The 26,554-nt window shown below is 46.3% G+C and carries 1 protein-coding gene (running past one end of the window); it reads right to left on the reverse strand.

All coding sequences use genetic code 11. The features are described from left to right. Window position 1 precedes the first annotated feature (1 nt). Window positions 2–26,554 carry the 3' portion of an SDR family NAD(P)-dependent oxidoreductase gene (locus KIH87_RS10450; protein ID WP_232357837.1) on the reverse strand. Its footprint extends 4,149 nt past the window's final position, so only the last 26,553 of its 30,702 coding nucleotides appear in the window; its start codon lies off the right edge, out of view; its stop codon occupies window positions 2–4.

Genomic DNA, 26,554 nt, shown 5'->3' on the forward strand with positions numbered 1-26,554 from the left:
GTTATTTCTGATCGGGTTTGCTCAAAATGACATGAGCGTTAGTGCCGCCATCTGCGAAGCAGTTCAAGCCAGCGTATTGCATGTCCAGAGCTTGTGCTTGCCTTGGGAAAGCAAACCCCGACTCTTCTACCGAATAGTGCTTGAGCGGTTCCTGACCCGACAAGAAAGGAACCAGTTGTTGGTGCTGCAACATCAAGGCAACTTTGATAAAGCTGGCGATGCCTTCGGCACATAATGGATGGCCGATATTGGGTTTCATCGAGCCCAAATACAGAGGTTTAGTCTGCTCTTTGCCGCCATAAACAGAAGCTATCGCTTTAATTTCAAGCAAGTCAGTTACTTCTGAGCCTGAGCCGTTGACATCCAAATAACTGAGATCCTGGCCTGAGCATTGCGTTTGTTTTAATACCGATTGCATTACGCTTGCTTGAGCGTCCATGTTTGGCGTGGCGGGGCCAGCGGTTCTGCCATCATTATTGATACCAATACCTTCAATAATGGCGTAAATGCTGTCGCCGTCCTGTCTGGCCTGTTCAAGGGGCTTCAAGTACACCATGCCGCAACCCTCACCTAGCACCACGCCTGACGCTCTTTGGTCAAGGATGTGGAATTCGCCATTGGGCTGCAACAAATTGCGCTTCTCAAATATTTCATGGGCTCCTGAGCTGGTTAGCAGGCTCACGCCGCCAACCAGAGCAGAATCAATGCTGCCAGCGCGCATTGCTTCCACCGCCATGTTCATACCAACCAGCGAGGAAGAGCAAGCGGTGTCAATCACCAGCGATGGGCCTTTAAGGTTGAAGAATTGCGAAATATTCGCAGCCAGATAGTTTTGCCCTACCGCCATAATGGGGTTACGGCAATGCTCAATGTTTGCCAGATTAGCCCCTTGACTGCGAGCACCTATGTATACGCCCACATTTTTACCTGCCAGTTCATTATGGGTGTAGCCTGCATGGTAGATAACATTCAAGCTTTCTTCTAATAACACCAGGGCTTGTGGATCCATCGCCAATACATCTTCAGGTGGCAGCATGAAAAATTCATGGTCGAATTCATAGGAGTCTTCAATGAGACCAGCGTAATAGTTTTTATCCAATCCCCAACGCTCTTTAGGCACAGCCGTAATAGCACGTCGTCCAGAGGATAATAGCGCCCAATACTCGTCGATATTCGAAGCTCCCGGAAAACGGCACGACATGCCCACGACGGCGATTTGACCAGTACCAACACCACGACGTGACACGCCTTTGGGTACTCTGACTTTTCGCGGCATTGCTTTAATTTCGGGTAAAACATGCTCTTTGGTGAGCGAATCAACCTCACTGGTAACAGATGCTGTTTCACTAGCTACGTTTTTATCCGTTGCCACTGATAACTTTTCAGCAACCAAGCCTGGATGAGTGTTTTGTACCCATTCAGAGAAGGCATATAAGGTGGAGTATTCCAATAATATCGATGGTGATAATTGCACCCCTAACTCTCGGATGAGCCTTTGTACTAACTGCGCAAGCAATATGGAGTCGACACCATAATCGGCAAACGAGATTTTGGCATCCAACTGCCCTGATTTCATTTTGAGCTCTGACTCAAATAATGAACGTAACCATTGCTGTGCAGCCTTTGTGTTTGTGGTAGCTGTTTGAGTAGACGTTGCTTCGTTAGGCTTTATTTGGTTTTTAAGCGTAGACACATGCTGCAATGCCTGCATCTCTTCTGTTCGCATTAATCGTGCAGAATCAAAACGCTCGGTATCAACAACTAAGGGCATAACAACCGGAGTATTGAGATTTGCCAAAACCCGATCTAGTAACGCACACCCTTCTTGATTGGTAATGCTTAATAATCCCGTGTTTTTATAGGCAGAGCCAACCGCTTCCCCCATGCCGGTTTCTTTCCAGCTTGGCCACTGAATGCTCACTACAGGCACAGCGTTGCGAGCACTGTAAGCACTGGCAAAATAGTCCATGTAGCTGTTCGCCATAGCGTAATCACTCTGGCCTACGCTTAAGCCTGGTATTGCCGCCGACACCGAGGAATACAGCAAAACAAACCTCAGCGATGCGCGATCTACCACTTGCATAAGGTTTTGCAAACCGCTGATTTTAGGCGCTAGCACTTTGGCAACGCTGTCAGGGGTTTTGCGAATAAAAGCAGGATTATCGCTGTCTGTAATACCGGCGGAATGGATGATCCCAGTAATTCGGCCGACTTTGGCTTGAATGGCATAGTATTGCTTAGCCAACTCCGGTAAATCGTCTAATGGAAACGGACAAACCTCAACTTGAGCACCCAAACTTTGTAGCTGCTGAATTTGGCTGATTTTATCCTGTATTGATTGCGGTAATTGAGAAATTTGCGCCGCATCATTCCATGTCTCCTGAGCTGGCAGGGTTTCCTTTCCTGTCAGCACCAAACGCTTAACGCCATGCTGTGTGACTAAATGACGAGCAGACAACAAGCCGATACCACGGGTTCCACCGGTTACCAATACGACATCAGCATCGTTAAAACTTACCGATGGCAACGTGTTGTATTGAGTTTCATGCAAATGGCTGACATATCGTTCACCTTGGCGATAACAACTTTCAACATCGTGAGTTTGACTTGAGACCTCTTGCAAAATTTGCTCAACCTGCTCAGCCAAGTTAGCTTCAGGAGAAGACTTAGGCTCCAAATCCACATGCCGAGATGTGATGCCAAGATATTCACTTTGCAGCATGCGGTACAATCCAACACGTTGCGCGCCATTAAGCTGTGTATCGGTCAGTGCAACCGTATCACCAACCAGACTTTCAAGCCCTTGGGTAATGTAGAATAGTTGCACTTTATTGGCTCGATTTTCCTCTATCACGGCCTGTAACAGCGACACCCATTGTGTGTTAGGTTCATGTTGTTCCAAACCAGTGAGATCTATCCAGACTTTGCAGGGCATTGCGACCTGCTTGAATTCGGATGTTGCGAGGTCGCGCTCCTGAATCAAACGGGTTTGTGCGACCTTGCTTTGTATTGCTTCTGCCAAGGCTTTGGTTGCGTTGTTATGTAGCACAAGCATTGGCGAAGGCACAGTTTGAGACGGTGGCAAAGAAGCAAGTCTCCAGTCTTTTTTAACAAAGGTCTGGCGCCTTAGTCCGCTGGCTTTGAATGCACTTTCATCGAATAAATCAAAATTTAAGTGCCTAAGTTTAATACACACATTTCCCTGATAATCACACAGGTCGACATCCAACGTGTAGGTATCTTTCGGGACAGTATTGTCGGAGACATTACGTAGCCAGGCATACATCTCTGCCTCTTTATGAATAGATTCAACAGGCGCGATAATTTCCAGAGAGTCTAAAGCAATAGGCACAACAATTTTCAGTTGTGAACCTTCGCAACTCGCTACCCAACCCCCAATGGCTTGTAACAGAGCTTCCATAAGGTCAGGATACATTGCATGGTCTTGCTCGGCAGTTATTTCAGGCAAAGACAGAACGGCTAGCCCTTGATTGTCATTTTTATAAAGGGCGTTAACCCCAAGCAGTCCAGCCTTCATTTCGACTGCAGTCATGGTTGATTGCAGTGCAGGAATATCCAGTGGCAACGATGCTGTTTGTGGCTGTTGTTCTTTGCCCTCTAAGCGGTTATCAGTAAATAGCGCCATACCTTCAAAGTGGATGATGCTTTCATTGCTACCATCACTGAGACCTTCTCTACCAACCATCTCACTATAAATTTCATAGTGCAGCGAACCATCATCTTGTTCAAACACCGTCGTGTATAGCGGAGTGTCGGCTGCATTGAGTTTAAACGCAGCCCCCCAGTTCATCTGTTTTAAAACAATGGAACGGGTCGGCTGGCGATTGCCTGTAGATTTTTCTAGCGCGATGCGTGCCATTTCAGGGTAGTTCATAGCAAACAGAGCGTTACCCAATGGCGCATTAAAGAAAGATTCAGTGCCATTAAATCGAGATACAAATCGTTGTTCTGATAAATCGGAAATATTCTCATGCAATAGCGGGTGGATCACCGAATGCACAAGCTCTGGTTTGGATGTGCTGGCTGATGTATCAGATGACTGCTCAGTTTTCGATTTAACTTGCGCTTCTATTTTTACATCACTCTGCACGTCGCTCGGTACTTTCGGTAGCCAATAACTCTCTTTGGCAAAGGGGTATGTCGGTAAGCTAATGCGTTTCGGTTTCACTTCACCATAGAGTTTGCGCCAGTCAAACTGAAAACCACGTACCCACAAATCCATGATGTTTGACAATTCACCACGGCTGATCCAATCATCGGTCACGTAGGCCATGTTAGAAAATAACTCCAAAAGCTCGTCGTTTTGCTGTACTTGCCCTTGGCGTACATTCTCGATAGATTCTTCTTTGAGTAGGTATAACTCCAGTTTTGCTAATAGCTGCGACAGGTCTTTTACCGCAAATGCTACTCTGGCATCCATAGCGGTGCGGCCTGTTTGCAAGGTATACGCCAGTTCCATTAACGATACATTCTGATTTCCAGACAAGAAGTCTTTTAATCGCTGCACGTAATCATACAGACGAGCAGTATTTTTCGCAGACACCGGAATGATATAGGTGCTACTGGATTGTACCGAAACCACATTTTGCGCTCTTTGGTGATGCGGGTATTCCTCTAGCACAAGGTGAGCATTCGTACCGCTAAACCCAAATGAACTCACCCCCGCTCTACGTAACGGATGCGAGGTACTTTGCCAGTGTTTTAGCTCGGTATTGACGTAAAACGGCGAGTTTTTGAAGTTAAAATGACTGTTCTCTTTGGTAAAGTGAAGACTCGGTGCTAACTGTTGATATTTCATCGACAACAAGACTTTTTGCACGCTCGCGACGCCCGCTGCGCCAGAGGTATGTCCAAGGTTGCTCTTTACCGATGCTAAGGCACAGTAGTTTTTGTTGTGAGTTTTCTCGCTGAACACCTCAGATAAGGCATCAAGTTCGATGGGATCGCCCAGTTTAGTACCAGTGCCATGAGCTTCGATGTAATTCACTGTGTCTGGGTGAATGTTGTATCGGGTGTAAATGTCTCGTAGCAGCTCCATTTGGCTGTTGGCACTTGGTGCCGTAATACCGTTGGTTTTACCATCCTGGTTAATGCCCGAACCAAGGATCACACCATAGATGTTGTCGCCATCTTTTTCAGCATCGCTCAAACGCTTCAATAATACAGCCCCAACGCCTTCTCCCGGAACAAAGCCATCGGCTGAATCATCAAAGGTTTTACATTGCCCTTCTGGTGACAACATACCCGACTGACACATAGACACATAAGCCTCCGGGATAAGGTATAAGGTCACCCCACCCGCCAATGCCATGTCAATTTCATGGTTGAGCAATGCCTGACTCGCCAGATGAATTGACACTAACGAAGAAGAACACGCCGTATCAACCGGGATCGCAGGCCCTTTTAAATTGAGGTAATAAGAAATTCTCGCCGCAGCAATAGCGTAACTGATCCCGGTTGCAGAGATCCCCATGTTGTGTTTAGGGAACATAAGGGAATATTCACCGCTCATGATCCCAAGGTAAACGCCACAATTCATGTTGTTTAAGGTTTCGCTGGCATAACCCGCATCTTCAAAGGCTTTATAGCTTTCTTGTAAGAACAGGCGTTGCTGAGGATCCATCAGCTCAGCTTCGACCGGAGTAATTTGGAAGAACATAGGGTCGAAGCAGTCGATGTCGTCGAGCATTCCCAACCATTTGCAATACACTTTGCCTTTGGCTGTGGGGTCTGGATCAAAATAGGCGTTTACATCCCAACGAGATGCAGGAATTTCACGTACCGAGTTCTTTCCCTGAGCCAGATTTTCCCAATATTCATCCAGATTTTCTGCTCCCGGATACCTGCCCGACATGCCGATAATCGCCACTTTTTCAGTTTTAACCTGACGTTCACGCACGGGGGCGAGAGAGGATGCAGGTTGTTGAACAGGAACCACTGCCTCAGGCTGATAAGCATGCGCTGGAGCCGATGCTGGTTTCAACGAAGGTGATACTTTGCGCTCAGCCTGTTCTGCTTGTTCATTAACAACCGGGGTTGAAGAACCTGCTTCAGATGGCTTGACCTTGTCAGCCAAAAAGCCCGCCAACTCAACAATGGTGGGATAATCATACAATCTGGTAGCTGCCAACGAGAGTCCGTACTGTTCGTTAATGGCGTTGACCCATTCAATCGCAATAATCGAATCTAAACCCAGATTGATAAAGGCATTGTGATAGCCAATCTCAGATTCATCAACATAAAGGGCATTGGCTAAACTGCGTGCTAATTCTTTTTGCAACATTTCTCGGGAAACAGCGGGAGCGGCTTTTGTAAAAGACGGCGCACCGGCTACTGGTTGCGAACTGGCGGCAGACTGTAAAATAGACACCGGCTTTGATACAACAAGCGTGTCATCGTCTGAGTCAAAGTCTTGTACTTCGCTCGTGTGCGTCGAACGATAACTTGTTGAAGAAGCGCTCAATTTGGGTTGCAAAAATCCTGAAAGCTCCACAATGGTGGGGTAATCATAGAGTCTGGTCGCTGAAATAGATAACCCAAATTCTTCGTTAATCGCCTTTATCCATTCAATAGCCACAATCGAATCCAGGCCTAAATCAATAAAGGCTTTTTCGTTGCCGATTTCAGATTCATCCATATACAGCGCCCTTGCCAAACCCGATTTCAATTGGTCTTGCAGCGCTTTTAACGACATCCCATTGGAACTCTGAGACTTGGCATCATTGTATTCCCGGAAGATAGAGTCAGCCTGGGCAATAAGCTCTGCCGTTTCAGTCATGAGTGGCATAGCAGCATTGACCTGGCTTTGCGCTTGGTGCTTCTCTGCTTCGTTAATTTTTGGTTCTATTTTTGATAGTAGATAAGTCGCTAATTCAGTAATGGTTGGATAGTCATAAATTTTAGTTGCCGACATGGACAGGCCGTAGGTGTCATTGATGGCCTTTACCCACTCGGTTGCCACAATCGAATCCAGCCCCAGGTCGATAAAGGGCTTTTGGTAACTGACTTCCGACTCTTCCATATACAAGGCTTTTGCCAAGCTGCTTCTTAAGGATTTTTGTAGCGTTGAACTTGAAATGCTGCTCTGGCTTTGCGTTGCACCAGGATTTTCACTTTGTACTGTCGCAGCAAGTGGAGTTTCTTGTACCGAGCCCAGGGCCACTGGCTCAGAGTGTGTTTGAACAGGAGCCGGAGCGCTGTTAGCGTTTTGAAGTTTCTGCGCCAGAAAATCCGACAATTCAACAATAGTTGGATAGTCATAAATCCTGGTTGCCATCATGGATAGGCCATAAGTGTCATTGATGGATTTTACCCACTCGGTTGCCACAATCGAATCCAGCCCCAAGTCGATAAAAGGCTTCTGATAACTGATTTCCGACTCTTCCATGTACAACGCTTTGGCCAAACTGCCAGCAAGCTGTTTGCGCAAGCTGGCTCCTGATAAATCAGCCTTAACACCGGACACGAGTTGAGTGTCACGTAGCGAATTGGTGTTCTCTACAACCGGAGGACTAAGTGGCTCCTGCTTTATAGTCGCTCGGATCTCTGTTTGCGTATCAAGCAACAAGGGCAAATCAGATAAGGCTACCAGTTGAATATTGTCAGGCTTGGTTCTTATTCCATAAATGTTAAAGCTTAATGAAGGTTGCCCTAAGACTCTACGCATTTTCTTTCCAGCTACACTAGTGACGCTGCCAATATTTGTAGTGGCAGTATTGATTGAAGATGAGGGTGAACGTTGAGCCGGCAGACTCGGTGTTGAAATATTGGCTGCAGGTTTTGAAATCATTTCATTTCTCAGAGTTTCTGAAATCCAATAGCGTTTTCTGGCAAAGGGATAAGTGGGTAAACTGATTCGCTTAGGTTTAATTTTGGGCTTGGATACAGATAACTCCGGGTCATATAACTTGCCCCAGTCGAAGGTTAAGCCGTTGACCCACATTGATAGCAGCTCTGGTAAACTGTTGTTAACCAAGCACTCCGTGATGACCTTCGACCAGTTTCCATTGGCTTTAAATTCAGACACCCAATGCTTTCCGCTCTCCACTGCACCAATGTAAAACTCATGGTCAATGGTTTGGTTTGAGTCAGTCTGATTATCTTCTAAATAGCCTTGCAGCTTGCTTTCCAGCTCTTGCATACTGCTAACCACAAAGCCAAGGCGTTCTTCCATGGCTTCTCGACCTACCTGTAAGGTATATGCCACCGATTCCAACGACAACGTGCGTACCTGAATACACTGCAATAAATCTTTTGCGCGTTGTTGTAACTGAGGTCTGGTGCGTGCCGACAAGACAATAGCAACCGGTTCGCCTAGCTCTGCACTGCGGTTTGGAGCAACAAGAGTCTGCCCATAGCTTTGATCATAACTTTGATCATAACTTTGCAAAATCACATGAGCATTGGCTCCACCTGCGCCAAAAGATGAAATACCCGCGAATAACGGCTTGGCGTTATTGCCTTCATTTGACTCTTTATCTCTTTTCCCTTTATCCCCAGTCCAGGCACTCAGGCTTTGATTCACCACAAACGGCGTTTTTTCAAAGTTGATATTAGGGTTCAGGGTGGCAGAGTGCAGGCTCGGTACAATTTGCTTGTGTTGCATTTGCAGGATGATTTTTGTCACCCCGGCAATGCCTGCGGCAGCCTCTAAATGACCAATATTGGATTTCACCGAACCTATTTTGCAAAAGCCCGATTCCTGAGTGTCTTTTGCGAAGGCTTGAGACAATCCGGTAATTTCAATGGGGTCGCCCAGTTCAGTTCCGGTTCCGTGCGCTTCGATATAACTAATATCGCGCGCACTAATGCCAGCTTTGTCTAACGTAGAACGGATCAACTCCGCCTGTGCGCCAGGGTGAGGAACCGTGTAGCCATTGGTTTTACCGCCATGATTAATGCCTGTGGCACGCACCACGGCATGAATAACATCGCCACTTTCAATAGCCTGACCAAGCGGTTTTAACAACACCGCCCCGACGCCCTCACCGGGCACAAAGCCATTGCCACCAGCACCAAAACTTTTACATTGGCCATCTTGTGACAACATGCGTTGAGAACATAACCCCACATAGCTAGCCGGATGCAAATAAAGATTCACCCCGCCCGCCAAGGCCAATTCGCAGTCACCACGGCGAATATGCTCACAGGCTTCGTGGATCGCAGTTAACGAGGAGGAACACATGGTGTCCACCGGCATACTTGGGCCTCGGGCATTGAGGAAATACGACAAGCGATTCGCCGCGGAACTAAAAGAGGTATGTGGGAAAAGCTTGTGGTTTTGATCCCACAACGCAGGTCCATACAGGTTAAATTCGGTTTTGGTAATACCCACAAACACACCCAGGCGTTGTTGATATTGCTGTTTTAAAATCGTTCGCGTGTAACCGGCATCTTCAAGGGTATTCCATGCCACCTGCAAAAACAGTCGTTCCTGTGGATCGATGTTCATGGCCTCTCTGGGTGAGATGTTAAAGAACAGCGGGTCGAAGTCAGCAAACTGGTCTATAAACCCACCCCATTTGCTGTAGCTCTTACCTTGTTTTACTGCTTCTTCTTTGTCCGATTGATAAAAACCATCAAGCGACCAACGTTCAACCTCAGTAATAGAGTCCTTACCCGTTTTGAGGTTTTCCCAATATTGCTCCAGATTATCCGCCTGCGGGTAAATACCGCTAAGGCCAATAATGGCAATAGGCTCTTGTTCAGAAAGTGCAGATGGTGGAGCACTCCTTACAGGCATAGGGGTTGATTTCAGTGCAACCGTACCGGGTATGCTTGCACCAATATCGGTATTTGTTTGTGTCGTTGGTTTCGTGGATTGAGACGCTTGATTGAGCTCAGCACTTAAATCTGTCCACTGGTGGCAGATTGCCCCATAGTCGCTAACAAAGTGCTCGGTTAGCTCAGCCAAGGTTTGATATTCAAAAAACAATGTCTTTGAAATATTGCCAAAAATTGCCGCTAATTTCAGGTTAAGCTGCTGAATGATCATCGAATCGATGCCATACACTTCTAGCACTTCATTCTCGTCGATGCTCGACGTTGGCAGTTCTATGGTTTCCCCAAATAGCACTTTGATTTTGTCTAAAGTACGCAGGGTTAATTGCTCTGGGTCAACATCGTTGATGTCACTCAGATCAGGGGCACTTAGGTTTGGCGCAGTGCGTTTTTCGATAATGCTGGCTCTTATTCTCTGAATGTCTCCTTCCATCACCAGAATTTGAGATGGTGTCGCACTCAGGCTGTGATAGAAGGCCAACAACCCCGATTCAGTATTCATGGCAACCATGCCAGTGGTGAAAGTCAGCATTGACTCGGTAGCAGCATCCACTCGCATGCCACCGTCTTTCCAAAGTGGCCAGTTGATCGACAATGTACGCCCATAGCGTTGCTGAGTATCAACCAAATGATTACGGTAATGAGCGAACTGATCCATAAAAGCATTCGCTACGGCGTAGTCACTCTGCCCGGCATTACCAACGGCACTGGCACCTGACGAAAACAGCACGAAGAAGTCCAGGTTCATGCCTTTGCTGGCTTCGTCAAGGTTTACTGCACCAGACACTTTTGGCGCGAGCACTTGTTTGAATTCTTGCTCAGATTTTTTAAGGATGAAGTTATCTGCTACCAAACCAGCACTGTGAATAATGCCGTCCAGCCCTTTATAGTTTTGCTGAATATGCGCAAATAGAGCATTCACTTCCTCACGTTCAGCCACATCCACGGTGAGATATTCCACATCGCCACCTTTCACTTTTAAGGCATCAAGCAAAGCTTGTTTTTCGGGGGATAATGACAAACTCTCCGAGCGCCCTGTCAGTATCAGCCTGGCATTGCGGGTTTTACTGAGAATGTCTTTGGCAAATAGCAAACCTAAGCCACCTAACCCGCCCGTGATCAGGTAAACACCGCCCTCCTTGAATACGCAACGGGCTTGATCATGTGCCTTTTCAAATCCTTGAAGTTCTTCCCAGCCTTGTACCCAAAGCGCATCGTTTTGATACTTGAGTACCGATTCTTGCGGCAACTGCGCACTTTGCTGTAACTGTTCCACCACCGATTCAGGACTCAGCGCTGGGTCAATATAGATAAGTTGCCCTGCTATTTTGGGGTTCTCTTGAGTGGCGCTTTTCAGTAATCCTGAAAGGCCGGCAAATACTGAGCCCGCTGGAGTATTAGGCACAAGGATTTGAACAAGGATTTTTTCCTTTGATTTAGGCTGCGCTTTAGATTGTATAAGTCCCTTAATCCAATCGAAACAGGCTAGCGCATACTCGCTATACTGTTGGTCGATGGTGTCAGCGTTTGATTGTAAAACGCGGCACTGACTTGAAGGGATTGCATTGTAAATCGCCTCAGATTGAATTGTTTCCAACCCACACAGCACAAGGTGATGCTCTGCGTATCCTTGTTGATTTTGCACTGTAAAAACCGGAGCTGGCAGCCAAACCGGTTTTGCCAACAAGGTGGCAACAGAGCGCTCTCCACCGCCAGTTGAACCTTGAAGGTTAGTTAACTCACTATTGGTTTTTGGGTTAATACTCTCTTGCTTATTGGGCTTGGCATCAATCCAATAACGTTCTCTGGCAAAGGGATAACCTGGTAAGTTAATGCGCTTAGGCTTGGTTTCCAAGTACAGTTTGTTCCAATCAAACTCAAATCCTCTCACCCATAAATCAACGAGTTTTGAAGCCTTGTTAGGGCTTGGGTTGGGGCAAATCCAGTTCTCGATTGCGGCAAGCAACTCCTGATCGGTGGTAAAAACAGCCAATGTGGCTTTATTGCTTTTTACTTGCCCCTGAAAAACCCCTTCAACATCTTTCTGTTTTTCAAGATAAGCGCTAAGCCTTGCTTTGAGCTGAGCCGCAGAGCTGGCGATAATCCCCAAACGTTCACCCATCGCTTCACGCCCAACTTGAAGCGTGTAAGCCATAGCTCTCAAATCAACCGATTCATACTTGCTAACAACGTCCAGAAGATCACGAGCACGCTGTTTAAGCTGCTCTTGTGTGTTAGCTGATAGGGGTATGATTACAGGATTAGCCAGAATTTGCGCATTGTTTGAAGCAAGATTGGCGGTTTCGTATTCCTCAATAATCATGTGAACATTCGTGTTGCCCACACCAAAGGTAGACAACGCCGCCATTCTGGGCAGCACTTGCCCGGCAATTTCCGGGCTACGCCAAGTTTGATTTTCTTGCAAAACAAAGAACGGCGTTTGCTCTAATTTCAGAAGAGGATTAACCTCACGCACATGCAAGGTTTTCGGTAATACTTTGTTTTTTAAGCTTAATATTACTTTAATTAAACCTGCCAAGCCCGCTAACGGCTCGGTATGCCCTATGTTGGATTTAATGGAACCCAAACCAATGCGCTTGGTGTCAAATTCAGACAATATGCCCTGTTCTTGATAAGCGGCTTGATAAGCTTCTTTTAAGGCCGTGACTTCAATGGGGTCGCCCAGTGATGTGCCTGTACCGTGACATTCAACCAAACCAATTTGTCTTGGGTCGATATTGGCTTTCTTGATAACGCTGCTGATAAGCTCAAACTGCGCTCTAACATTTGGCGCTGTGAGTGAGTTAGATTTCCCGCCATGATTCACTGAAATCGCCCGGATCACCCCGGCGATAGGGTCGCCATCTTTTTCGGCTTGCGACAACGACTTCAGGAAGATAACACCAACCCCCTCTCCTCGCGCATAGCCATTGGCATCGGCAGAGAAAGTTTTACAACGACCGTCTTCGCAGATCATGCCGGCTTTGTCGTACATGTTATGGTAATCGGGCAATAGCATTAAGTTGGTCGCGCCCACTAATGCCCCTTCACAACCACCATAATTAATCGAATTGATAGCATGGTTAATACTGACGCCAGAGCTGGAACAGGCGGTATCAATTAACTCACAAGGCCCGGTGATACCCAACATGTATGACACCCTGCTTGGTGCAAAAACATGGGCTTGCGCCTGCATGGTGATAGGAGGCGTTTGAACCAGACCTTGCTTAACAATTTTCTGATAATCCACTGTATTCGCAGAGTAATACACACTAATGCGCTTACCTTTTAAGGTCTGCGGGTTGTAACCTGCGTTTTCTATAGCATGGTAGACATTTTGAATATAAAGACGATGTTGCGGATCCATCAATTTCGCTTCAAGCGGCGAAATATGGAAAAAGCCCGGATCAAACACGTCGACATCCTTAATAAAACCACCCCACTTCACTTTGGTGAAGTCACCTGTATTGGGGTCGCCGTAAGTGTCTTGCCACACCCAGCGATCTTCTGGTATTTCCCGAATACAGTCTTTTCCGCTATGGATATTGTCCCAATATTGTTCTAAGTCCACGGCATCCGGGAAAGCGCCGCTCATGCCAATAATAGCGATGTCGCATTGAGTATCCAGCGTGCGAGAAATTTGTTTTTGCACAACAGGTTTAGCCCGAGAACCAGGTCTTTGGCGGGTAAGTTGACGATGAGCAAAGGTGTCCGCAGACTCAACTGACACAGCAAGTTCTTTTAGTGTTGCCGATGACGGAAATGGCGTAGTTGGAGATGTTACCAATGGTGCTGTTTTGACGTTTTGATCAGCTTGAGCTGCTTGAGTATAAAAAAAGCTTTCGTTGACCTTTTTCTCCACCAGCGTGATCAGCTCTGCCAACGAGCTCAACTCGAACAGGCTAACGGCTTCAATAGTAATAGAGAATCGCTCACTGATTTTACGCGCCAGCTCAGAAATCATAATCGAGTCAATGCCATAGCTGCCCAACGGTTCATTGGTTTCCAGCTTGCCACTGTCGATTTTGGTGATCAGTGAAAACAAAGACAATATGTCGTTGCCGAGGCTTTGAGCGTCGATCATCATAGCGGGCGCAACTTCTTGCACCACTTCTGGTAGTGTTGCTGCGCTGGCTGCTACCGTACTGTTCGAGGCACTAGTCGGAGTGGTCAGTGAATGCTTTCCACCTTTGTGTGATCCGTCAGAACCATCGCCATCATAATACTCAAACCAGTAATGCGCCGGATCGAACTTTTGCCACTTCCTGAACTCATTCAACGTACCTGGGAAAATGGCAGCATTTTCGCCTGTGTCGGTCTGATACCAGGAAGAACATCCAGAACCAAACGAGCCATCACGGTTTTTAGTTCGAACGTGATCAACAAACTTGGCCACTTCTTCAGATTTAACTTCGATAGATTTGACGTTATTGGCTTCACAGTATTGGATAATCTCCAACAAGCTCTCGCAGTTACTTTCATAGATTTCCGTTACTGACGTGGAGTTTGTGCCTGAGCTCGGGCCTGCGCCAAAGAACAGGTTCGGGAATTTTGAGAAAGCATTACCCGCGTAAGTTTGCGGGAAACCTTCAAATTGGCTGTTAAGGTCAATGTTATCGCGCCCTGAAATAGGGAAAAAAGGCTTAAATCCATGTAAATCGTAGCCTGTAGCACAGATAATGATATCAAAGTCCTGAGCACCGTCTTCCGTTTCAATTCCTGTAGGTGTAATGCGTGTAATGCGCTTACCTTCCAAGGTGACGTTTTCAGCTCTGATTTGTTGATGGTACGAATGAGATAAACATGGACGACTGCAACCCGGCGTATAGTCAGGTACCATGTCTCGCTCTTCCAGCCATTTATAGAATGAGCGCCACTCATCATCGAGTACGCGATTGAAATATTTTTCAATTTGCGTGTCAGGATGGAACGGATTGATTTTGACCGGATCATTTAAAACATGGAAGAACTCATCAACCCCCGCCAGATATTCAGCACGACACTGTAACCAGTATTCATAATCACTGCTTAAACGCTGCTGTGTTTGTTCTGTGTATACGGCTCTGGGGTACAGGTATTTCGGCGTTCTGGCGTAAACCGTTAATTTATCCACTACAGGCTGAAGAGTTTCAACCAGCTGAACCTGGGTTGTACCGTTACCAATAATCGCAACTTTTTTGTTGTTAAAATCAAGCTCGTCCGCTTTGCATTCAAGCACATGCTTTAGCGTACCGTTGAAATCATCAATACCCGGTACATTTGGCATTTTTTTACTATGGCCTAAACCTTCATTGGCAGCATTAATAAAGTATTTGGTGTTAAGTGTTTCACCGCTGTCCAAAGCCAGTTGCCAATGACCTTGTCTACCTTCGTAAGACGCTTCTAAAATACGGGTATTGAACTCGATATGTTCATACAGCCCATACTTGCTGGCAACACCTTGCAAATACTCTAATATTTGTGGCTGTTTGGCCCACATGTCGCCTTTAAAGTGTTCGAATGAATAGGCATAAGCGAGCATGGGAATATCACAGCCACAGCCCGGCCAGCGATTGACATACCAAACACCGCCAACATCATCGTTTTTCTCGATAATCTTGAATGGGATATTCGCTTTCTTTAAATAAACCCCCATGCAAATACCGAATAGCCCAGCGCCGCCAATTACAACCAATGGCTGGTTTGAGGATGGTTTAGCCATGACGTTTGAGCCTGAGTTCTCGACTTTCGTTGAAGGGTTTGTGGACGCCGATTTAAAGAAACGTTCCTGAGATACCGTATTCATTTGTAGCCCTCTCATCCTGACACAGATATTGCCTTCACTGTCGGTTAGATCGATATCAACCTTGTCATTACCCTCTGTGGAGTAACGGATCCATGCGTACATGTGTGGCGTGCAGGCCGATAGAATGCTGAGCGCATCCATTGTTGTGGGGAGTGTTAAGTAGTGCGACAGGTCGCTGTTGTCTGCCATCATTCCTATGGTGGCTTTTAGCACGGCATCCATTATTGCCGGATGCAACACATAGTCCCCCTGGGTAGATAACAATGCTTCTGGCAAATTCAATTGAGCGAGCCATTGTTGCTCACCTCGATAAAGGGTGATGCCGCTCTGATACGCTCTACCGTAACGAATGCCAAGGTGCTCAAATGCCGAGTGTATTTGATCGGCATTAAAACGACTGGCTTGCATATGAGCCTTTAACTGGGCGATGTTCAGAGCCGTTACAGGCAAATTGGCGATGTATTCGGCCTTGCCCTGACAATAGATCTTTTCTTGTCCAGCTTCGGTACTAAACACTTCGAATCCTAACTGCTCATCGTCATGCCTGAATAGCGCAATAGAAATCTGCATTCCGGGATCAAGTATGAGCTCTCCCCAAGCCACATCGAATAACTCAAGGGCGCTGGATTCATCCGTCTCAGGTAACGCATAGGCCACAGCGGCACGAGCCATTTCCAGGAAGGCAAAAGCAGGTAAGCTTGGTTGCCCCGCAATGCTGTAGTCTTTTAAGAAAAACTCGGTTCCAGTGAAACGAGAGGTAAAACGTTGCTCTTGCAAATCTGAGGTATTCTCGTGTAGCAAAGGATGAATCGTGCGAGTTGAAAGCGCGCTTGATTCGATGTAGGTTTGTTGCTCTTGTTCACTGGAGATCCAGTATCGCTCTTTGGCAAACGGGTAACCTGGTACTTTGATGCGGGCAGGTTTAACTACGCCATACAGTTTATTCCAATCAAGTACCAACCCTTTCACCCACAGCTCAATAAGCTTGGACAGCTTTTTGCGCTCTACCCATTTTTCAATGGCTTCTTGTAGCTCGTCATCGGCGGTGAATATGGACAGGTTTTCTTTATTGCTTTTCACTTGCCCCACATACAGGCCATCAGCCTGTTTATCAGCCAAATAGTGTTGAAGTTTTTCTGCTAACTCCTGCTTTGAAGTCACTAGCAAGCCCAAGCGCTCTTCCATGGCTTCTCTGCCGACTTGCAAGGTGTAAGCCAGAGAACTCAAATTAAAATCGGTAGCGGCATCGAGATAAGTCAGTAAGTCTTCAGCCTTTTGCCTTAACTGCGCTTTGGTTCGTGCTGATAATGGAATGAGCACTTCGTCATCGTGTACTTCATAAGGTGCTGTATTGGGAGCGTTATACTCTTCCAGCACGATGTGTGCATTGGCACCACCAAAACCAAAAGAACTTACCCCTGCACGTCTTGGGATTTCCTGCCCGGTGTCATCTTTTAAACGCTCCCATGGCTTGGTTTCCTGCACTATGTAGAAAGGCGTATTCTGCAAATTGATATAAGGGTTAACCTTCTCGCAATGCAGGGTTTTAACCAGCTTTTGATGTTTAAACTGCAACAAAACCTTGATCACACCTGCCACACCCGCAGCAAGTTCCAAGTGACCGATATTGCTTTTCACCGAGCCAAGGCCGCAATGGGATGTGTCAACGGTAATCCCCGCGTCTTGATATAAATCCTGGAACGCTGATTTGAGGCCGTTAATCTCAATAGGATCGCCTAATTCTGTGCCTGTACCGTGCGCCTCAATATAAGCAATGGTTTTGGGACTAAAGCCCGATTTTTTATAGGCGGTTTTTAGCAGTTCAGCTTGCGCTTTAGGATTTGGTGCGGTTAATGAATTGGCGCGACCACCATGGTTTTCAGCAGTAGCACGGATAACACCGTAAATATGATCCTTGTCGGCTTCGGCTTGTTTCAATTTTTTCAGGAACAGAATACCCACGCCTTCGCCGCGAACATAACCATTGGCAGCAGAAGAGAAGGTCTTGCATCGTCCATCTTCGCTCAACATGCCAGCCTTATTGAAGCTGATGTGCAATTCCGGGTTAACAATCGTGTTTACGCCCCCTACAAATGCAGCATCACAGTTTCCTTCGTTCATGGCCTGAACAGCGCGGTGAATCGCCACTAAAGACGAAGAACAAGCAGTTTCTATGGGCTCACTTGGGCCATGCAAATTGAGGAAAAAGCTCATGCGATTAGGGCCGACGGAATACACGGCCCCGGTAGACGTGAAACCTTCAATGGTTGTGCCTGCTCTGGCGAGCAAACCGCTATAACCACCACTACCTGTTCCAACAAATATTCCCGTATTACTGCCCGACAAACTGCTAGCGTCGTAGTTAGCATCTTCGATAGCGAGATAAATGTGAGTCATAAGCAACCGTTGTTGCGGCTCCATAAGCTCGGCTTCTCGCGGTGAAATGCCAAAAAATAATGGATCAAACTCTGCAACACTGTCGATAAATCCGCCCCACTTAATGTTCGACTTATTAATTTCTTTGTGCGGATCGCCGTAAAGCGCTTGCCAGTCCCAACGATCATTTGGGATCTCGGAAATACTGTGTTTTTCTTCTACGAGGTTATTCCAGAATTGTTCTAAATTCGACGCTCCGGGGAAACTACCGCTGATACCAATAATGGCAACAGGCTCGGCTTCCATTCTGTTAGGGAAAGCGCTATTAGACAAAGCGTGTCTGGCAAAACGAGAACGTCGTTTTGAGGCCGTAGCAGTTTGAACTGGCTGTGCCTGTTTCAATTCGGAAGAAACGGCTTTGTTCTCTTTGGCTTTGTTTTGCGTCTGCGATTTTTTGTCTACTTTAAACAAAGCGGCAAACACGTTCTGGTAGTCATCAACCAGATACTCACCTAAACGCCCCAGAGTTGAATGCTCAAAGAATACAGTGGGGTTTAAATCTAAATCGAACTTGTGGTTAAGTTGGTTGGTAAACTCTGTCAAGCTGATAGAGTCAAAACCGTAGTCGTTCAGTTCTGTTTCCAGGTCAATGTCTGACAACGGTACTTTCAAGTTTTCCGACACCAACCCCATTAACATATTCTGAACTTTTAGCACTAAATCACGGCTATCGTTGTCACTTTGGGAAGTATCTGACACATCTGAAATGCCTACCGCTTCAGATTGTTCAACTTCGTTGCGCTCAATAACAGGCTCAACAAAAAGCGGCTGTTTTAGCTTAGCTAGTCGGCCTTCCATCACCACAAATTGAGGCGCATTGGAACTCAACGCCTGATAAAACGCATTGATACCAGTCTCGGTTGCCATTGGAAGCATACCTGTAGACTCTGCCATCATGGTTTCACTGGCTTGGTCAATGTGCATACCGCCGTCTTTCCAAAGAGGCCAATTAATGGAAACGGTATGCCCGCTACGCTGCTGCAACTTCACCTGTTCATTACGATAAGCAGCAAAGTGATCCATAAATCCATTGGCACAGGCGTAGTCGGCCTGCCCAAAGTTGCCCAATACGCTGGTGCTAGATGAGAACAATACAAAAAAGTCCATCTTGATATGCGCTGTGGCAGTATCCAGATTTAACGTACCCGCCACCTTTGGGCTCAGCACCTGCTTAAATTCATCTAGCGATTTTTTCTGAATGAAGTTATCGGCGATAACGCCGGCACTATGGATAATGCCATTTAATTTGCTGTGCTGGTGTTCTATACCGGCGACGAGCCTGGCAACCTGTTCAGCATCAGAAATATCTATCGCATGGTAAGCAATGTCGACGCCCAAGGCGCTTAACTCTTCAAGTTGTGCCTGTTTTTGCGCTGACAATGCTGATAACTCAGAGCGCCCGGTTAATACTATCTTGGCATTTTCAGTGTGTTTAATGATCTCTTTGGCAAATAGCAATCCAAGTGCACCTAAGCCACCTGTGATCAGGTACACGCCAGCATCGTTGAACAAGCCACCGATATACCCGGCTTCACTTACATTTTGGGCTTGCCAGGTTAAATACTGTCGCTGTGCATGTTCGTATCTAAATACCGAACCGTAAGTTAAACCTGTATTTTCATTGAGCTTGTCTGCCAGACTTTGTGTCGTTTCTTCCGCTCCAATCTGGACAATCTGACCGGTAATTTTGCGGTTTTCCAGAGTAGCGGTTTTCAATAAACCAGACAGCCCTGCCAGCACCGATTTCTCAAGGGTATCAGGCAAAACAATTTGAATAAGCACCTTGCCTTGAACGCCTTTTTCGAACATGCGTTGAATCATTTCGAAGAAATACACCGCGTACTCTTCATAACGCTCAGCAAGGCTTTGCCCTGTAGAATGGATGCCCACACACTGGCTACCGGTCAGTAACGATCCCAACTCTCCAGCTTGAATATCACTCAATTCACACAGCACAACATGATGTTCTGAGTAATTCTGTTGAGGTAACACAGAAGGTGAATCTTTCCAGGCAGGTATTGCTGCCAATGTCCCTATTGTGTGAGTACCTGTAGTTTGATTTTGAGAATATGAAAGTGTTAATTGGCCTTCTAATTTTCGAGAAGAAAACGCAAGCATTCGGACACAGATATTGCCCTGTTCATCACACAGGTCGATATCAAATTTCTGAACTTTTTCTGATCCTGTATTGCTGGTGTTTCGCACCCACGCATACATAGTGCTGGTGCAAGCTGCATATATTTCGATAGCGCCCAAAGCAAAAGGCAGATTCGGTTTGGCATGAGAGTCTTTTGCCAGGTCACCATTCAAGGTTAAAGCGATGGTGCACTGTAAGGCAGAATCCATCAAGCCTGGGTGAAGAACGTAATCTTGCAGCGTATCAGCAATAGAAGAAGGAAGTGACAGCTTTGCCAAGGTTTGCCTGTCACCTTGATAAAGCACATCAATACCTTGATGCCCTGCACCATATTCAAACCCCATGCCTTTAAAGGCTTCATAACACTGCTTAGCGCTTAGGCTGCCCTGTGTCATTTCAGACTGAAGTTGCTCAATATTAAGCCTGGATGGCGTGTCTTTTACACGAAACTCTGCCACACCCTGAGCATGAATAATGCTCTCTGGTTCGTCATCCAGACTCTGATCGAAAGAGTCCGTTAGTTCACTGTAAACTTCGAAATGAATCTTTTGATTTTCGTCATCAAACAGGCTGATGTGGGCGTATTTCAGGGTTTGTTCACTGTCGTCTGTCTCACTCCCATTGATAAAAATAGGCTGCATCCAGACCACATTTTTTAGGGTAATAATGGTATTAGGTGCTAGCTTTCCAGCGGCTTTTTCCAAAGCAGCACGTGCCATTTCCAAATAGCCCACTCCAGGAAAGACTTTTGTTCCCTGAATTCGGTGATCCTGTAAGAAGAACTCATTTCCTGTAAAACCAGAGGTAAAGCGTTGCTCTTGTAAGTCGGAAGTATTTTCGTGCAATAAGGGGTGAAGTCTACGACTAACAAGATTTGATGCTTCTAACGCCTGTTCTTTAGCTTTGTTTTTAGCAACCCAATATTTGTCTTTGGCAAAGGGGTAAGTCGGCACACTAATTCGAACTGGCTTCACTTCGCCATACAGTTTATTCCAATCGAACGACAGACCTTTCACCCACAATTCAACGAGTTTGGACACTTTTTTACGGGCAACCCATTTCTCGATGGCTTCTTGTAGTTCTTCATCGGCAGTAAATATGGCCAAGCTTTCTTTGTTTTGCTTCACTTGCCCAACATAGACACCATCAACAGTCTTGCCTGCCACATAGCTTCGCAGCTTCTCTTCCAATTCCAGCTTTGAAGTCACAAGCAAGCCTAATCGCTCTTCCATGGCATCTCTGCCAATTTGCAAGGTGTACGCCAGTGAACTTAGATTGACCGAGCAAGCAGAGCCAAGATAAGCCAATAAATCAGAGGCTTTCTGGTTTAGCTGTGCTTTGGTTCGTGCAGATAGCGGAATGATCACCGCACTGTCAAGTTGCAGTTCTGGCGCGGGAGCCGTAATCGCCCCTTGGTACTCTTCCAGTACAACGTGAGCATTAGCGCCACCAAAGCCAAATGAACTCACCCCAGCTCGCCTTGGAATGTCTTGCCCGGAATCGTCTTTTAAACGCACCCATGGTTGGGTTTTCTGAACAATATAGAAAGGTGTATTGTGTAAATTAATATAAGGGTTAACTTCATCGCAATGCAGCGTTTTAACTAACGTTTGATGTTTAAACTGCATCAGGACTTTAATCACCCCCGCCACGCCCGCGGCAAGCTCTAAGTGACCAATGTTGGTTTTCACTGAACCTAGCCCACAGTGCAAGGAATCAAGCTTCGCGCCCGCGTCTTGGTATAGGTCGTGGAAGGCCGATTTCAGGCCATTAATTTCAATGGGATCACCCAATTCAGTGCCTGTGCCGTGAGCCTCGATGTAACTGATGGTTTTCGGGCTAAGACCTGATTTCTTGTACACGGTTTTGAGCAATTCAGCTTGCGCCTTGGGGTTTGGCGCGGTTAATGAATTGGCTCGCCCACCATGGTTTTCCGCACTACCGCGGATAACACCGTAGATATGATCTTGATCGGCTTCGGCTTGCCTTAATTTTTTCAGAAACAGAATGCCCACACCTTCGCCACGAACATAACCGTTGGCGGCAGAAGAGAAGGTTTTGCATCGCCCATCTTCACTCAACATACCTGCTTTGTTGAAACTGATGTGCAATTCCGGGTTCACCAGAGTATTTACCCCACCGACAAACGCTGCATCACAACTACCTTCATGCATGGCCTGTACGGCACGATGAATAGCGACCAAAGATGAAGAGCACGCCGTTTCGATAGGTTCACTTGGCCCATGCAGATTGAGGAAATAACTCATTCGATTAGGGCCAACGGAATACACCGCGCCAGTAGAGGTATACCCTTCAATGGCTGCACCATATTTCGATAACAAGCCGCTGTAGCCACCAATACCTGTACCAACGAAAATCCCTGTATTGCTACCAGACAAGCTACTGGCGCTATAATTGGCATCTTCGATAGCTAAATAGATGTGCTTCATTAACAGGCGTTGCTGAGGATCCATTAACTCAGCTTCTCGTGGCGAAATACCAAAGAACAGTGGGTCAAACTCTGCAACACTGTCGATAAATCCACCCCATTTAATGTTGGATTTATTGACTTCTAATTGCGGGTCGCCATACAGCTCCTTCCAGTCCCAGCGCTCGATTGGGATTTCTGAAATACTATCCTTCTCTGCAATAAGATTGTTCCAGAACTGCTCAACATTCTCGGCACCGGGGAAACAGCCACTTATACCAATAATGGCAACAGGCTCTTCTTCCACTCTGGAAAATTCACCTTGGAATGATGCATCAGAGACGGCTTTAGCCACAAAACGCGAACGTCGCTTAGAGACAGCTTGAACCAGTGGCGCTTGATTGGGTTGAACCATGCTGGACGGGTTCTCAATCCGGCTCTCTACTTTGCTCGTGATTGAGCTGGTAACGTTAAAGAAAGATGCAAATACCGCTTCATAGTCTTGTACCAAATATTCGCCTAAACCGCCGAGTGTTGAATATTCAAAGAAGATGGTTGGGTTCAGGTCTAAATCATATTGCTCATTTAGCTGATTGGTGAATGCGGTCAAGCTAATGGAGTCAAAGCCGTAATCGTTAAGTTCGGTATCCAGATCGATATCGCCCAAAGGCACTTTCAAATTTTCTGATACCATACCCATCAACATGCCGTGAACTTTTGTCAAAATAGCGCCGACATTAACGGCTTCTGTTGCAGTGCGATCTGCTACGATATTAGCCGTCGCAGCATTATCTACAACGGTGTTAACCACAGATGTTGATGGTTCTAAGGCTGCAACTGACTCCTGCCCAGCAAAGACTTCCGAATGTTCACTGATGAGAAACTCACTTAGCCCACTAAGGGTGGAATATTCAAAGAAGACCGTGGGGTTAAGGTCTAAATCGTATGTTTCGTTTAATTGGTTAGTAAAAGCGGTCAGACTAATGGAGTCAAAACCATAGTCGTTGAGTTCAGTATCCAGATCGATGTCGGCTAATGGCACTTTTAAATTCTCAGATACCATGCCCATTAATATTTTCTGGACTTTCAAAAGCAGATCACGAGTGCTATCTACCGCCATCGACACAGGTTTAACAACGGTTGCAGATGCCACAACAACAGGCTCAACAGAAACTGGCTCAACAAAAAGCTGCTGCTTGATTTTCTGCACATAGCCTTCCATCACCACAAACTGAGACGCGCCTGAGTTTAATGCCTGATAAAACCCCTCAATACCCGTTTCAGTCGCCATAGGTACCATGCCAGTGGTTTCAATCATCATAGCTTCGCTCGCCTGATCGATATGCATACCACCTTCTTTCCACAACGGCCAATTAATGGAAATGGTATGCCCTCGGCACAGCCCCTGCTTAACCAGTTCGTTGCGGTACGCAGCGAAGTGATCCATAAACCCATTAGCCGCGGCGTAATCTGCCTGCCCCAAATTTCCTAACACACTGGTGCTGGATGAGAACAACACGAAAAAGTCCATCTTCATGTGTTGAGTCGCGCTATTCAGGTTGAGAGTACCGGATACTTTTGGAGACAGCACTCGTTTGAATTCACTAAGTGATTTTTTTTGAATAAAGTTGTCAGATATGATCCCTGCACTATGAATGATGCCATCGAGTCGGTTGTGCTGTTGTTCAATATCTGCGATTAACCTGGCTACTTGCTCAGCGTCGGAAATATCCACTGCGCAGTAGCGAATGTTGCCACCGAGTGCGGTCAATTCGTCTATTTGCTCATGCTTGTGTTGAGGCAAATCTGATAACCGGGAGCGTCCGGTCAGGATGATTTTTGCAGTTTCTGTATGCTTGAGTATTTGTTTGGCAAATAACAGCCCCAGCTCACCCAAGCCACCCGTAATCAGATACACACCTCGTTCTTTGAACACATAATGAGTGTGCTCTGGTGTGATATTTTCATAGGATTGCCATGTTAAATATTGGCGCTGTGTGTGTTCATACCTAAAAACAGAACCATAAGTTAAACCAGTATTTTGCTGTAGTTTGTCTGCCAGGCTTTGTACGGTTTCCTGTGCCCCCACCAGAATAGTCTGGGCTGTAATTTTGCGGTTTTCCAAGGCCGCCGTTTTGAGTAAACCCGATAATCCTGACAACACAGAGTTGTCGATATTGTCAGGCAATAGGAGTTGGATCAGGGTTTTGCCTTGTAAACGCTTTTCCAGCCTCTGTTTGATCATGTCAAAGCAAGACACTGCATACTCTTCATAACGAGCAGCAAGACTTTGCCCCGAGGAGGGTAAACTCACGCACTGGCTGCCTGCGATTAAGGTTTCGAACCCATCGGGTTGAAGGTTGCCCAGCTCACACAGCACAATAATATGTTCGGCATAGCTCTGCTGATGAGAAACCGCAGGTGAATCTTTCCAGATGGGTGTGGCTAATACGGTGTCGATTTTTTGATTTTTTGTTTGCGCAGATAGCTTTTGAGCATTTTGGTTTTGTCCTGCAGACGCGCCAATTTGCCCTTCGAGTGTACGGGAAGTAAACCCACTCATTTTGATGCAAATATTGCCCTGCTCATCGCACAGGTCGATATCAAACTTCTGCACCTTACCTGAAGCAACAACGCTAGTATTTCGAACCCAGGCATACATATTCGCTGTACAAGGCGCATAAATTTCAAGCGCATCTAAAGCGAAAGGCAGGTTGGGCTTAATTTGGACATCTTGTGCTAAATCACCCGTTAACATTAAGGCTATGGAAGCCTGCAAGGCAGAATCCATTAAACTGGGGTGAAGTAGATAATCTGCCTGTGTTTCAACGATGGAAGCGGGAAGAGATAACCTGGCTAAGGCTTGTTTGTCACCTTTGTGAAGTAGCTGTATGCCTTGATGCCCTGCTCCATATTCAAACCCCATTGCCTGGAAAGCTTGATAACATTGAGCGGCAGTTAAACTGCCCTGTGTCATTTGTGTCTGGATTTCATCAACATTAAGCTGACCCGGCGCGCTTTTTTGCTGGAACTCAGCAACACCTTGGGCGTGAAGCGTGTGTTCTTGTTCTACTTCTTCCTGTAATTGCTGATTTAACTCGCTGTAAACCTCAAAATGTATCTTGTGATTGTCTTCACCGAACAAGCTAATGTGTACTTGTTTTAGGCTGTCCCCAGCTTCATCAACCACAATAGGTTGCATCCAGACAACATTTTTTAGGGTAATGGCAGTATTCGATTCTAATTTTCCAGCAGATCGTTCCAAGGCAACACGCGCCATTTCCAGATATCCGACGCCAGGAAAGATTTTAGCTCCCTGAATTTGGTGATCGTTGAGGAAAAACTCAGCGCCAGTGAATCGTGAGGTGAATCGCTGCTCTTGTAAATCGGAGGTGTTTTCATGCAACAAGGGATGAATAACGGAAGCGCCCACCTGATGATTAACCTTGCTCACCCGGTGGTTCGCTTCAATCCAATATTGTTCATTGGCAAAAGGATAAGTCGGCGCAGGGACTTTTTGAGAAAATGCGCCGTATAAACCTTGCCACGACACATCAACGCCAGATGTCCACAAAATGGCTAATTGCCCAAGGTTGCCTTCATTGATTGCGACATCAATGACGTTTTGCCCTACTCCGCCATCAAATAGCACTTCGATTTCAGAACGAGCAACATTGATATTTTTCTGCCAACAAGCAGCGATTTTTTGCTCCCCACGAACCCATTTATCGAGCTTTTCTCGCAAATCGTCGTAGCTACTGACTTTGAGTGCCAAGCGTTCTTGCATAGCGGTGCGACCCGTTTGCAATGTATAGATAAAGTGAGCAAAGGGCGGCAAATTAGCGTGATCAATCCAGGCGATAACACGGGTTACATAATTCTCTAAGCGCGCCATATTTTTTGCAGACAGCACAAATAAGTAATGATCGTGCGTAACGTCTGGAATTTCAGTCCTATGGTACTCACC

Source organism: Paraneptunicella aestuarii (genome assembly GCF_019900845.1).
GTDB lineage: Bacteria > Pseudomonadota > Gammaproteobacteria > Enterobacterales > Alteromonadaceae > Paraneptunicella > Paraneptunicella aestuarii.